At 38.9% G+C, this 13,932-nt stretch carries 14 protein-coding genes; all 14 read left to right on the forward strand.

What is annotated here, in order from left to right; genetic code table 11:
* Positions 1-34 precede the first annotated feature (34 nt).
* The 14 genes from MHI10_RS04225 to MHI10_RS04290 all read left to right on the forward strand — a co-directional run bounded on the left by MHI10_RS04225 (position 35) and on the right by MHI10_RS04290 (position 13,792).
* Positions 35-568: a YceD family protein gene (locus tag MHI10_RS04225; RefSeq protein ID WP_340783256.1), complete on the forward strand. Its 534-nt coding sequence runs from the start codon at positions 35-37 to the stop codon at positions 566-568.
* Positions 569-592: 24 nt separating this feature from the next.
* Positions 593-766, forward strand: coding sequence for a 50S ribosomal protein L32 (gene rpmF / locus MHI10_RS04230; RefSeq protein ID WP_057985760.1), 174 nt, complete (start codon positions 593-595; stop codon positions 764-766).
* 222 nt (positions 767-988) lie between these two features.
* Positions 989-1,759: an enoyl-CoA hydratase/isomerase family protein gene (locus MHI10_RS04235; RefSeq protein WP_340783259.1), complete on the forward strand. Its 771-nt coding sequence runs from the start codon at positions 989-991 to the stop codon at positions 1,757-1,759.
* A 107-nt stretch (positions 1,760-1,866) separates the two neighbouring features.
* Positions 1,867-2,250 (forward strand): transcriptional regulator, encoded by a 384-nt coding sequence (locus MHI10_RS04240; RefSeq protein ID WP_340783261.1) that lies wholly within the window; start codon positions 1,867-1,869, stop codon positions 2,248-2,250.
* Between the two features lie 232 nt (positions 2,251-2,482).
* Positions 2,483-2,695, forward strand: coding sequence for a biotin/lipoyl-binding carrier protein (locus MHI10_RS04245; protein WP_340783263.1), 213 nt, complete (start codon positions 2,483-2,485; stop codon positions 2,693-2,695).
* Positions 2,696-2,714: 19 nt separating this feature from the next.
* Complete coding sequence (locus MHI10_RS04250; RefSeq protein ID WP_340783265.1) at positions 2,715-4,253, forward strand: acyl-CoA carboxylase subunit beta; 1,539 nt, start codon at positions 2,715-2,717, stop codon at positions 4,251-4,253.
* 70 nt (positions 4,254-4,323) lie between these two features.
* Entirely contained in the window at positions 4,324-5,220 is an 897-nt protein-coding gene (locus tag MHI10_RS04255; protein ID WP_340783268.1) for a ketopantoate reductase family protein, read from the forward strand.
* 8 nt (positions 5,221-5,228) lie between these two features.
* Positions 5,229-5,612 (forward strand): DUF3397 domain-containing protein, encoded by a 384-nt coding sequence (locus MHI10_RS04260; protein ID WP_340783271.1) that lies wholly within the window; start codon positions 5,229-5,231, stop codon positions 5,610-5,612.
* Positions 5,613-5,893: 281 nt separating this feature from the next.
* Positions 5,894-7,510, forward strand: coding sequence for a bacillithiol biosynthesis cysteine-adding enzyme BshC (gene bshC, locus MHI10_RS04265; protein ID WP_340783272.1), 1,617 nt, complete (start codon positions 5,894-5,896; stop codon positions 7,508-7,510).
* A 271-nt stretch (positions 7,511-7,781) separates the two neighbouring features.
* Positions 7,782-8,213, forward strand: coding sequence for a division/cell wall cluster transcriptional repressor MraZ (mraZ, locus tag MHI10_RS04270; protein WP_340783273.1), 432 nt, complete (start codon positions 7,782-7,784; stop codon positions 8,211-8,213).
* A 32-nt stretch (positions 8,214-8,245) separates the two neighbouring features.
* On the forward strand, positions 8,246-9,196 hold the full coding sequence (rsmH, locus tag MHI10_RS04275) for a 16S rRNA (cytosine(1402)-N(4))-methyltransferase RsmH (protein ID WP_340783275.1): 951 nt from the start codon (positions 8,246-8,248) through the stop codon (positions 9,194-9,196).
* Positions 9,197-9,199: 3 nt separating this feature from the next.
* Positions 9,200-9,571 carry a cell division protein FtsL gene (ftsL, locus tag MHI10_RS04280; RefSeq protein WP_340783277.1) on the forward strand — a complete coding sequence of 124 codons (372 nt, stop codon included), beginning with the start codon at positions 9,200-9,202 and terminating at the stop codon, positions 9,569-9,571.
* A gap of 38 nt (positions 9,572-9,609) precedes the next feature.
* Entirely contained in the window at positions 9,610-11,790 is a 2,181-nt protein-coding gene (locus MHI10_RS04285; protein WP_340783280.1) for a penicillin-binding protein, read from the forward strand.
* Between the two features lie 85 nt (positions 11,791-11,875).
* Entirely contained in the window at positions 11,876-13,792 is a 1,917-nt protein-coding gene (locus MHI10_RS04290; RefSeq protein ID WP_340783282.1) for a peptidoglycan D,D-transpeptidase FtsI family protein, read from the forward strand.
* The last annotated feature ends 140 nt before the right edge of the window (positions 13,793-13,932 follow it).

Genomic DNA, 13,932 nt, shown 5'->3' on the forward strand with positions numbered 1-13,932 from the left:
ATAATCAACAGTGTTGTCTCGAGGTGATTAACGAATGAAATGGTCAATTCATCAATTATCTAAGTATCGTAAAGACGGGATGCCACTTGATACAAATGTACAATTGGATAACCTGGAAATGCGAAACTCAGATATTCGTAACGTTTCACCCGTTCATGTAAAAGGGCTATGTACTTTTGGTGCATCGCAAATGACTTGTCAACTAACGATTAGCGCTACATTGACGCTTCCATGTGCACGCACGTGGGAAGATGTTGAATATCCCGTGAATATTGAAACAGTTGAGATTTTCAGTTGGGTCGATAAGGAACAACGCGGGGATGTTTTTAGCGATATTCATTTTATCGATGGAGACGTTATTGACATGAAGCCAGTTCTTGAAGAATTAATTCTTCTTGAGGTGCCGATGCAAGTATTCAAAGAGAATACCGAAGGACAAGTGCAAAGTGGTAAAAACTGGTCCTATTCAACGGATGAAGAGGTAGAGTTAGCGAATAAAGTTGACGAACCAAAATTGGATCCAAGACTGGCTGCTTTAGCTAAGTATTTTGATCAAACAGATAAATAGATAATCTGTAAGGAGGTGCCATCAATGGCTGTACCATTTAGAAGAACTTCTAAAACTGCAAAAAGAAAGCGTCGTACGCATTTCAAATTATCATTACCTGGTATGGTAGCTTGCCCAAACTGTGGAGAAGCTAAATTATCTCACCACGTTTGCAAAGCTTGCGGACAATACAAAGGTAAAGAAGTAGTAGCGAAATAATTCAGTATTTACGCTATATAAAGGCTAGATGAGAGACCATGGCTCTCATCTAGTCTTTTTTCTCGTTGTTTTCCTTAATGCATTGTCAAAATAAAAATTCTACATTACTATAATTATATGTGGATTTTCTTGATAAAATGAAATTGTTGTATATCTTGGAAATTTACGTAGGGGGAATGAGAATCAAGTTTTGACGATAAATAATATTGGGGGATGGGAAAAATGGATTATTTAATCGATAATAATGATGGGATTTTAACGTTTACGATCAATCGTGAAGAAAAGCGTAACGCAATCAATTATGCTGTTATGGATGGATTGAAAGAAGTTATTACATATATCAATGAACATGAAAGTGTCCGTTTTTTAGTCATAACGGGGGCTGGAGATAAGTCGTTTTGCTCGGGTGGCGATTTATCGGAGTTTCACTCACTTGAGACGGAAGAGCAAGCTTTTGGCATGTTGAGTAAAATGGGAAATATTTTATATGATTTAGCTACTTTACCAGTGCCGACGATTGCGCTTATTAACGGTACGGCAGTTGGAGGTGGCTGTGAGATTGCAACGGCATGTGACTTTCGGGTGATGGCATCCCATGCGAAGGCAGGCTTTATCCAAGGATCGTTAGCAATTACTTCTGGATGGGGCGGGGGCACGTATTTATTTGAGCGTGGGTTAAGACATGATCGTGCGCTAAAAATGCTCGTGGATGCTAAACCGTATGATGCGCAAACTTTATATGAAATTGGTTGGGCGATGCGTGTTTATATTGAGGGGACAAAGGAGCAAGCACTTGCTGACTTCATTGAACATATGGCGAAAATTCATCCTTCAGTACATCAAGCATATAAAGAGATTGAGCTTCGTAAATGGCGTGAGCGCAATATGTATGAACGTGTGATGGAGGAAATTCGAGTGTGCGCGAAATTATGGGAATCCGAAGCGCATCATGAAGCGGTAAATAACTTCTTAAATAAATCCAAACAAAAATGATGGAACGACTCTTAATTTTTAACCGATTAAGAGTCGTTTTTCTCTCGTTTTTTATTCTATTTCAATCCACCTTGCATATAGTAGTAAAAAATGTGAGGTGGTTCAAGATGGAGCAAAAGAGAAGAAAAGATCAATGGACAGCTATGGATGATGAGAAATTAGCGGAAATTGTCATTCAAGCAGTGCAAAATGGGCGTACGCAATTAGAGGCGTTCGAGCAAGCCGCGCGTGAATTAAATCGAACGAAGCAAGCTTGTGGGTTCAGGTGGAATAAAACATTAAGACTGCAGTATGGGCAAGTGTTAAACAGTGTGAGAAAGCGCCCGAAGCAACTGATGCGTAGTCATTTAAAACTAGCGTTATCCAGTTTTGAGGAATTGACAGAAGCTTATAATGATCTTGAAATAAAACATACAGAGCTACAATCTGAATATGAAAAAGTATTAAAGTGGGTGCAGCAAGGGGTCAATTTGGTTGGAGATAAGAAGTGAAAAATACATGAATGCCACTTTTAGTAGAAAAAATATTATTTTTCGAGAAAATAGATGAAAATATTTGGAATTAAATTTAGTGGTAGCTTACAATAGGGGTAGAAGCGTGATGTTTTCTTTGTAACTAACAAAGTATAACTTGCTTATCTACATAAGTAGGGACATCATTTCGTATTATCAAAGCGGGGGATGTCGTTTTAAGGGAAACATTCTACTAAGGGGGCATTTTAAAATGGCGGAAGTAAAAGCGCAAATGGCGGGGACAGTTTTTGAGGTAAGTGTTAAAGAAGGAGACAGCGTAACGAAAGGGCAAACATTGATCATTTTAGAATCAATGAAAATGGAAATTGCACATGAGGCAGAAGGGGAAGGAACGGTAACGAAAATTTGCGTAGCTGAAGGTGATTTTGTTGAAGAAAATGATGTACTAGTGGAACTAGCCTAAATGCAAAGGGGAGAATTATGTGACACAGCCAACGTACAATGCAAAATTACAGCAGAAAATCGATTCAATTTATGCGGGTGGACACTCAAAATATCATGATAAATTAAAAGAAACGAATAAATTATTTGTTCGGGACCGATTAAAACTTTTATTTGATGATGGTAAATATGAAGAAGATGGTAGATTTGCAAACTGTGAGGCGGACGATTTACCGGCGGATGGTGTTGTAACAGCAATTGGACAGATTGATGGTCAGACAGTTTGTGTCATGGCGAATGACTCGACAATAAAAGCAGGCTCATGGGGTGCTAGAACCGTCGAGAAAATCATTCGTATTCAGGAAAAGGCTGAAAAACTCCAAGTACCCATTTTTTATTTAGTCGATTCAGCGGGTGCGCGTATTACAGACCAGCTTGAAATGTTTCCGGGGAGACGCGGGGCTGGGCGTATTTTCCACAATCAAGTTCGCATGAGTGGTGTCGTTCCGCAAATCTGTATTTTATTTGGACCTTCAGCAGCAGGTGGTGCTTATATTCCTGCATTTTGCGATATTGTCATTATGGTAGAGGGCAATGCGTCGATGTATTTAGGATCCCCACGCATGGCCGAGAAGGTGATTGGTGAAAAGGTGACGTTGGAAGAAATGGGTGGCGCTCGTATGCATTGTACGGTAAGTGGTTGTGGGGACGTTCTTACTGACAATGAAGAGCAAGCAATTGAAGAAGCACGTCGCTATATGGGTTATTTCCCGGCAAACTTCTCGGAATATCCGCCGTTAGATAAAATGAGGTTACCGAAAAGCGGGAAGGTGTTAGAGGAAATTATTCCAGAAAATCAAAATGCACCGTTTGATATGTATGAATGTATCGATCGATTGATTGATGAAAATAGTTTTTTTGAAATAAAGAAGCTATTTGCGCCAGAATTAATTACAGGGCTCGCACGGATGAATGGTCAAGTTGTCGGTGTTGTTGCTAATCAACCGAAAGTAAAAGGTGGCGTGCTATTCGTTGATTCTGCTGATAAAGCGTCGAAATTTATTGCGTTATGTGACGCGTTTTCTATTCCGCTGTTATTTTTAGCAGATGTTCCTGGGTTTATGATTGGGACGAAGGTTGAACGCGCGGGTATTATACGACACGGCGCCAAATTGATAGCTGCTATGAGCTCGGCTACAGTTCCGAAAATTTCTGTCATCGTTCGAAAAGCGTATGGAGCGGGCTTGTATGCGATGTGCGGTCCGGCATTTGATCCGGATGTTGTCATTGCTCTTCCAACGGCGCAAATTGCTGTCATGGGACCTGAAGCGGCGGTAAATGCAGTCTATTCCAATAAAATTGAAGCGATTGAAGATTCAAAAGAACGTATGCAATTTGTAAAGCAGAAAATAGCAGAATATAAAGAAGAAATTGATTTGTATAAACTCGCATCAGAGATGGTAATTGATGAAATTGTTGCGCCGAATCAACTTCGAGAAACGTTAATTCAACGTTTTAATTACTATAAATCCAAACAAATGGCGCTTCCTTATCGAAAACATCCAGTCTATCCAGTATAATATTGTTAGCTGAAGGTCTGTCGTGTAGGCAGGCCTTTTTAATTCATAATTAATAATTGAGGGATCATTTATGAAAATTGAAATTATTGGTGCTGGGGCAGTAGGGATGTTAGTAGCGAGTTTTATTGCAGAAATGCAAGAAACTGTCTGTTTGATTACAAGGACAGAGGACCAGGCAATGCAATTAAGAGAAAATAACTTAATCCGAACGAATTATGATGGAATGGAATCGGTTTTCCCGATAGATGCTACAACCACTTTAAGTGGTGATGCGGACATGATAATTATCGCGGTGAAGTATGGTCAGTTACAGGATGTTTATAAACAGTTACAAACGGTAAAGCAATCCACGCCTATTTTGTTTTTACAAAATGGTTTAGCGCACTACGATGAGGCGCTCCGATTGGCGTTTTGTCACATTGCTTTTTGTTCGGTTCAATTTGGTGCGCAAAAAATGAATGGGCACCATGTTGCACATAAAGGGATTGGCCCGATGAAAATTGCTGTTGCAAAGGGAGAAAAGCGTTTATTTTTGCCCATGGAAGCCTATGCATCAGAGTGTTTTCCGATTGTTTTTGAACAAGATGCAGAAATGATGTTGTTTGAAAAAGCGTGGTTAAATTGTTTAATTAATCCTTTGACAGCGGTATTGCAAGTGCCAAACGGACAACTAATTCAACAAATAGATGCTTTTCAAATATTGAAGAATTTATATAATGAAATGGTAGTGGCCTTTCCGCAATTCGCAGAGAGTGTTCGATTTGAGCAAGTTGTGGCACTTTGTAAACGAACGGCTAAAAACACATCATCTATGCGAGCGGACCTTTTAGCGGGTAGAAAAACAGAAATTGAAACGATTGTCGGGGCTGTTATTAAAAGGGCGCAAAAGGAGCAGAAGCAATTACCAATATTACAAACATTTTATCTACTTGTGAAAGCATTGGAGGAGAGCGGTGAACAAATGTGATACTTTTTTTGCAATTCATAGTAGCGGTCATTATTTTATGTCCACTCCTTGCATTTCTTATTGTATTTGTAAGTTGTCGGAAAATCCGAATTGAACAACATATGGCTATCGGCTTGGCGGCGGATGTCACAACTGTTATTTTGTTTTTTTCAGTACCGATTGCCATTCAAGCGCTGTGGGAGCTGTCGCTATTTATTCCGATTTACTTGGTGGCGCTATTAGTGGCTCTTGTTTTTACATATATTGATTGGAAAAAGAAAAAAGAAATACAAGTGATGCAACTATTGAAAAGGATTTGGCGTGCTTATTTTTTATTATTAGGAATGGTTTACTTTTTCGTGTGGGTCATTGGCTTAGTGCACTCAGTTACGATGTATTTGATGGCTGTATAAGCATTTTCTTTCCACTACACGGTTAGAACGTATAGAATAAAGATGATGGTGTAAAATGATAATCGAAATTGAAATTAATTAATTTGCGTGAAAGCCTTGGTGGGTGTCGCAGGTTTTTAAGGGCGGCCTGTGTGATGTAAATCAGTTAGCTGTTATTGTATGGACGCGACGATCTTTAGTTAACATCCCCGATGAGTAAGTTCGGAAAAAAAGGATACAATTGCGCCGAGGTGTAATTGATTAGTATGTAATCGAGTAGAAGGAAGCAGAGGAGAATTACAATGAAACTGGAACAAATCCAATCCCCAGTGAATCCGAAAATAATAACGGATTATTGGTCTGAAAATGCGGATATCCATTCGTTTTTTGAATACAAATACGAGGAACAATCTTTTGTTGATCGGGCAAATTATTTACAAAATAGTACGTATCGTTCAAAAGAACTTGCGGATATTATTCGAAGCTTTATGGAAAATTGCGGGATTCATGAAAAAGCGGAAGAACATCTTCTTGAGCTTGAACAAGGTGCACCTGTAGTCGTAGGTGGTCAGCAGGCGGGACTGTTAACAGGGCCGCTTTATTCCGTTCATAAAGCGATTTCTGTCATTTTGTTAGCGAAAGAGCAACGTGAAAAGTTAAATAAACCAGTTGTTCCAATGTTTTGGATTGCTGGAGAGGATCATGATATTGAGGAGATTAATCATACCTATACAAATGTTGATGCTGAAGTTAAAAAGCGTGGATATAGCGAACGTTCCAAGTTGAAAACGATGGCATCCACGACAATGTTAAATTCAGACGCCATCGAGCAATTTGTTAAAACGGTATTTCACGACTTTGGCGAAACAGAATATACGGAGCGATTAGTAGCGACTGTTTTAGCACATGCAAAAACGAGTGCTACATTTACTAACTTCTTTACTATGTTAATGAATGATTTGTTTAAAAATCATGGGCTGCTTTTATTAGATGCTACATATGCACCGTTCCGACAATATGAGCAACGTTACTTTAAAGCACTTATTGAAAACAATGAGAAAATAGCATTGCAAGTAGTAGAACAAGAAAGAAAATTAGGGCAAGCGGGTTATGGAGTGCCGATTGGTGCAACTGAAAACAATGCGAATCTCTTTTTTGTAAGAGAAGGTGAACGCTTTTTACTAGAAAGAAAGAATGGGCAATTTAGTAATACACTTGCACAAGTGAAGCTAACAGAAGAACAGTTGTTACACATGGTTGAAGATTGTCCAGAAATATTAAGTAATAATGTTGTAACACGCCCTTTAATGCAGGAAATGGCAATCCCGGTTTTAGCGTTTGTTGGTGGTGCTGGTGAATTAGCGTATTGGGCAACGTTGAAACCCGCCTTTACAACATTGCAATTACAAATGCCTATTTTTGCTCCTCGTATGAATTTAACGCTTGTAACAAGACAAGTACAACAAATACTTGAGCAACAACAATTGACTGTAACGCAAGTTTTCGATGGGCAAGCGGAGGAGAAGTTGCAACAATTTATTGCGAGTATCCAAGACCTAGAATCACAACAACTTATCGAGCGCATGAATGACCAGCTTGTGGCGCAATATGAAGAGTTGTCCAAGTACTTACAAAATGGAAATTATCAGCTTGAAAAGTTGCTTGAAAGAAATAAAGCGTATCATGACCGACAATTTGACTATTTACAAACGAAAATTTCAGAGCAAGTATTGCAAAAGCATGATGCAATCATTCATCAATACAAAACATTGCTTGTAGAACTTTTCCCTAATGGAGGGTATCAAGAACGTGTGTATAATCCGTTCCAATATATGAATGTGTATGGTTTAACGTTTATTGATGATTTGCTTCGATTACCGATGACGATTTCTGATCAACATCAAATTATCTCATTTTAACTCGCTTCAGCAAAAAGTCCTTCGCGGTGAGGAAACTATATATATTCGTATTTAAACATAGGTTCAAAGTTGTTATGAAAAGGTATAATGAATGTAAGGGAGCTATCTTTTAACAGGGATAGTTCTTTTTTTTTACACCTTTTTACACCGAACGTATGTGTGAGAATATGCCTATTTGCGTAATTTTGGGTATACTGCGCTGTTAGTACCAAAAATGGTGGAGGAAAGTGGGGGGATGTGGTACATTATTTAGTAAAGTGGGGTGAGTAGCATGTTCATGGGAGAATACCAACATTCTATTGATTCTAAAGGCCGAATGATCGTTCCAGCAAAGTTCCGAGATATTCTTGGAGAATCCTTTGTCATAACGCGAGGACTTGATCAATGTATTTTTGGATATCCTATGGAAGAATGGCGAAAACTCGAAGAAAAATTAAAAGATTTACCGATGACTAAAAAAGATGCTCGTGCATTTGCGCGATTCTTCTTTTCTGGTGCAACAGAGGTTGATATAGACAAGCAAGGTCGAATTAACATTCCATCCACACTCGTACAATTTGCGAATCTTGAAAAAGACTGCGTCATATTAGGTGTATCGAGTAAAATAGAAATTTGGGCAAAAGAAGCTTGGAATAAATACTTTGACGAATCGGCTGAGTCCTTTAATGAAATTGCAGAAAATTTAATTGGCTTTGATTTTTAACTTAAATTAAAGCATAAGAGGAGCTTCAAGTTATGTTCGATCACACAACTGTATTATTGAAAGAAACTGTTGATGGACTGAACATCAATCCTGATGGTATTTATGTGGATTGTACTTTAGGCGGTGCAGGTCATAGTGAATACTTAGTTAAACAGTTATCATCACAAGGTCGATTAATTTGTTTTGACCAAGACACAACAGCAATTGAAAATGCGAAAGTACGATTAGCCGATTATTTAGACCGTGTTACATTTGTACATGCTAATTTCCGTTATTTAAAAGAAGAACTATTTAACCTAAACATTCATCAAGTCGATGGCATTTTATATGATTTAGGAGTTTCATCACCACAACTAGATACGCCGGAACGTGGATTTAGCTATCACCACGATGCACCACTCGATATGCGAATGGATCAAACAGCAGAACTAACTGCATACCATGTTGTAAATGAATGGGCGTATGAAGATTTAGTCCGTATTTTCTTCCGTTACGGTGAAGAAAAGTTTTCAAAGCAAGTAGCACGAAAAATTGAACAAGCCCGTGCAATTGCACCGATTGAGACAACTGGACAATTAGTTGAACTAATTAAAGATGGTATTCCAGCTCCAGCACGTCGAAAAGGTGGACATCCTGCAAAACGCATTTTCCAAGCAATTCGAATTGCCGTAAATGATGAATTGGGCGCGGCAGAGGATTCTTTAGTTGATGCGATTGATGTGTTAGCAATTGGTGGTCGAATTAGTGTTATTACGTTCCATTCTTTAGAAGATCGCTTAACGAAATCATTATTTAAAGAAGGTTCGTCATTGCCGGATTTACCTCCAGGCTTTCCTGTAATACCGGATCATCTAAAGCCTATTCTTAAATTGGTGACAAGAAAACCAATTTTACCATCAGAAGAGGAGTTAGAAGCAAATAATCGTTCTCGTTCAGCTAAATTACGTATTGCTGAAAAAATTAACGATAAAGGACGTGGGTAAAATATGGCACTACGAGCAAGACAACCATATATACAGCAGCCAGAGCTACCTGAAAAGCATCAGCGGCAACAACCAGTCCAACCGAAAAAACGTAAGCCAGATTGGTTTTCGAAACGGGAAAAGTTTTTATTTGTAATTTTTGCAGTAGTCGTAGCAACGTTTGCAGTATCTATACTACATACACAAGGGGAAATCCAAACAGTCAGTATAGAAATTCAAAAAATTGAAAAAGAAATTACTGAAATAAATAATGATAACGTAGATTTAAAAGTACGTGTGAGTGAATTATCTACTCATGAACGTATTTGGGAAAAAGCGAAAGAACTCGGATTAACATTAAATGAAAAAAATGTGAAGGTAGTGCCGGGAGAATGAAAAAGAGAAAATTTCGTTACCAATTTGGAGCCTTTCTAATGTTGTTAATTTATGGAGGGCTCTTTTTATTATTATTTTGGCGTTTTGCATCAATTCAAGCGACGGGTGTTGTAAAGGGACATGAGTTAGAAGCGGAAGCATTGTTACAATATCAACGCAATTTCGTGTTGTCAGCAGACCGAGGAAGAATATTGGACCGCAACGAAAATGTCATTGCTGAAGATACGTTAAGTTATCGACTTGTCGCAGTTATTAAAGAAACAGAAAACTCGAAAAAACCAATGCATGTTGTTGATATAGCAAAAACAGCAAAAGCATTAGCAGAATATATCCCAATAGCTGAAGATGAAATTTATAAAAGGTTAACTGAGGGAAAAGAGAAAAATAAATATCAAATCGAGTTTGGAACGGCTGGTCGAGGGATTAGTCATGAAACGAAAACTCAAATTGAAAAACTTGAATTACCTGGGATTTTGTTTTTTAGTGATAAGAAGCGCTATTATCCGAATGGTGCATTTGCATCACATTTAATTGGTTTTGCTTTGCGTGAAACGGATATCGATGGCAATTCTGAAGTGGTCGGAAAAATGGGCTTAGAACTGAATTATGACGAACAATTAACGGGGACAGACGGTAGCTTACAGTATCAAAAAGATAAGGGGAACTACCTATTACCGAGCAGCGACAAGGTTGTACAAGAAGCACAAGATGGCAATGATATTTATTTAACATTGGATAAAACGATTCAAAGCTTTTTAGATGATGCGATGTCACGTGTCAATGAGCAATACAATCCGCAATCAATGATCGGTGTTGTCGCTAATCCAAAAACAGGTGAAATTTTAGCGATGTCGCAGCGCCCAACATTTGACCCTGATACGCGAATTGGTTTGGAGACGAACTGGTTAAATGATGTCGTTGAAAATACGATTGAGCCGGGTTCTACATTTAAAGCGTTTACAGTTGCGGCCGCGGTTGATTCAGGCAATTGGCATCCGAATGCAACATATCAATCAGGTACGTATAAAGTGTACACGAATACGATTAATGACCATAATGGTGGTAGAGGTTGGGGGCCGATTACTTATTTGCAAGGTCTTCAACGCTCATCTAATACAGCGATGGCAAACCAGTTGGATATTATGGGCTGGGAAACATATGAAAAGTATTTGGATGCTTTCGGATTTGGTCAAAAAACAGGTATTGATTTACCTGGTGAGGCAAGTGGGGTCATTAATTCACGTTATCCATTAGAAAAGTATACGACGACATTTGGTCAAGGTTCGACCGTTACTCCGATTCAATTAATTCAAGGGTTAACAGCCATTGCAAATGATGGGAAAATGATGCAACCGTATGTTATTGATAAAATTGTCAATCCGAATACAGGTGAAATAGTGTTGCAGTCAAAGCCAAAAGAAAAAGGTCAGCCAATTAAATCAGAAACGGCCAAAACCGTGCGTGAGGTGCTTGCTTCAACTGTATATGGTGAAGCGGGAAATGCAAAACGCTTCCAGCTTGAAGGCTACGAGGTTGCTGGAAAAACAGGTACTGCCCAAATGCCAAAAGCAAATGGTCGACCTGGTTATGACTGGGGACCAAATGAATTCCTTTATTCATTTTTAGGCATGGTCCCTGCAGACGACCCACAATTAATCGCGTATATTGCAGTAGCTAAACCGAAGCTAGCTATAGGAGAACAAGGCTCAGAGCCAGTTTCACAAGTATTTAACTCGGTTGCTTTAAACAGTTTGAAATACCTAAATATTAATCCGTCCGATATTGCGGAAGTTCAAACTAAAAATTTACCAGACTTTGAAGGAAAGCATACGGATCAAGTAGTAGCGGGATTAGAGGGAGACGGCTTGAAACCAATTATTATTGGAGAAGGCGGGCAAATTGTTGAACAATACCCGAAAGCAAATACGGTGTTGACGAAAGATAGTATTATTTTCTTGAAAACGGATGGGGTTATCACACTTCCATCCTTTGAAAATTGGTCATTACGAAATGTGCTTGTGTATAAAACATTATCGAAGTTGCCAATCGAAATCGTTGGAGAAGGTTATGTTGAAAGTCAAAGTGCTTCTCGTGGGACGATTGTTATCGATAATTCACCAATCGTCGTGAAATTAAAAACGCCTCAAGAGCAATATTCGACACCACCACCAGAAGAAATATTAGAAGATGGTGAAATAGAAATTTTACCGCAAGATTAACTTGTTTTAGAAGCCCTTACTTTTAGTGAGAATCTGAATAGAAAGTTACTTCAATACATACTTTGTGTTAAGCGAGGTGTCAATATTGAAGTGGGTATCCAAAAATTCAAAAAAACGATTAACATGGATCGCCATCGCATTTGTACTATACGGCGTGGCGATTTTTGTTAAGTTGGTCTATGTCCAACTAGTTCAATATAACGAACTATCGACAATCGCAAAGCAAAGTTGGGATCGGGAAATACCGTTTAATTCAGAGCGTGGAAAAATTGTAGATCGTAATGGAGAGATTATTGTTTCAAATGAGCTTGCTCCGACCTTATATTTTATGCCTTCACAAAACAAAGAAAAAGAACAAGTTGCCGATGCAATTGCCGAAGTACTGAATAAAGACAGAGCAGCGATATTAAAAAGGTTAGAGCAAAGAGTTTCAATTGTAAAACTTGCGCCAGAGGGTAAAAATATTACGTACGAGCAAGCAGTCGAGATCCAACAAAAGCAAATTCCTGGTTTATACACAGGTGTTGACTATGTAAGGCATTATCCAAACGGTAATTTACTTGCCAGGTTACTCGGTTTTACAGGTGTTGATAATCAAGGACTTGCTGGAATCGAATATGAGTATGATAAGTTACTTACTGGTTCAGATGCTGCTGTTCGACTATTCACAGATGCGAAAGGAATTGCGCTTGATAATGCAAATGATGAATGGAAAGAAGGCAAGGACGGCGCAACACTGCAATTGACGATAAATTTAGAAATACAGAAAAATGTCGAACGTGCATTGTCCGAGGCGATGATACAAAATGATGCCGATCAAGCTTTGGCTATTGCGATGAATCCGAAAACAGGTGAAATATTGGCACTTGCTTCGTATCCGACGTATGATCCAGCAAATTTTGCAGAAGTGGACTCTTCTATTTATAATCGTAATTTACCTGTGTTTATGTCTTATGAGCCTGGTTCGACATTTAAAATTATTACATTAGCCGCGGCTGTTGAAGAAGGCCTTGTCGATTTAGAGAAAGATCAATTTTATGATCCCGGTTATACAATGGTAGAAGGGGCAAGACTTCGCTGTTGGAATAGAAGTGGGCACAAAGATCAAACATTTTTAGAAGTTGTACAAAATTCATGCAACCCAGGTTTTGTTGAACTAGGTCAACGAGTAGGATCGGAAAAATTATTAGACTATATCCATCGTTTTGGATTTGGCAAAAAAACAGGTTCGAATATAGCTGGGGAAGCTTCAGGTATTTTATTTACGAAGGATAACTTTGGTCCAGTAGAGCATGCAACAACATCTTTTGGGCAAGGTATATCTGTCACACCCATTCAACAAATGCAAGCTGTCGCAGCCGTTATTAACGGAGGAACATTATACCAACCTTATGTCATCTCAAAAGTAGTTGATCCAAGCACGAACGAAGCCTTAATTCAAAATGAACCGATTGTAAAGGATCAAGTCGTCAGTGAAAAGACATCAAGCATCGTTCGAAATGCATTGGAGACGGTTGTTGCAAATGGCTCTGGACGACAAGCTTACCGCGATGGATTAAGAATCGGAGGCAAAACGGGAACCGCTCAAAAAGTAGAAAATAGCCGCTATAAAGATGGAGATTATATCGTATCCTTTATCGGCTTTGCGCCAGCGAATGATCCTGAAATTCTTGTCTATGTGGCAATCGATCATCCGAAAAGTTCGCTAGTATTTGGAAGTGTAATTGCAGCGCCAGTTGTTGGGCAAATTATTGAAGATGCAGCGCCGATATTAAATATTGAAAAGCAACAAGAACAGCTTGAAAAGGACTATCGATGGGGCGATCAGCTGACGACGCGCGTGACAAACTTTGTCGGACAATCACCTAAAGAAATTATTTCCTATATGTATCCATATAAAATCGAGTGGCACGGTGCGGGAAGTAAAATCGTAGAGCAATTACCAGTCGCCGATAGCTTAATGCATGAAGATGATGTACTCCATTTATATTTGGATGATTAACTTGATTCAGCTGGGTAAACCCCAGCTGAATTTGGGGAACAAAGGCTAAACCCGTCACGTCCTGTAACAACGCCTTTGTGATCAACATCCTATTGACCTAAGCCCCAGCGGATGTCACAGATTTTAAGGGGAGAAGGAAG

The organism is Solibacillus sp. FSL K6-1523 (assembly GCF_038005225.1).
Lineage (GTDB): Bacteria > Bacillota > Bacilli > Bacillales_A > Planococcaceae > Solibacillus.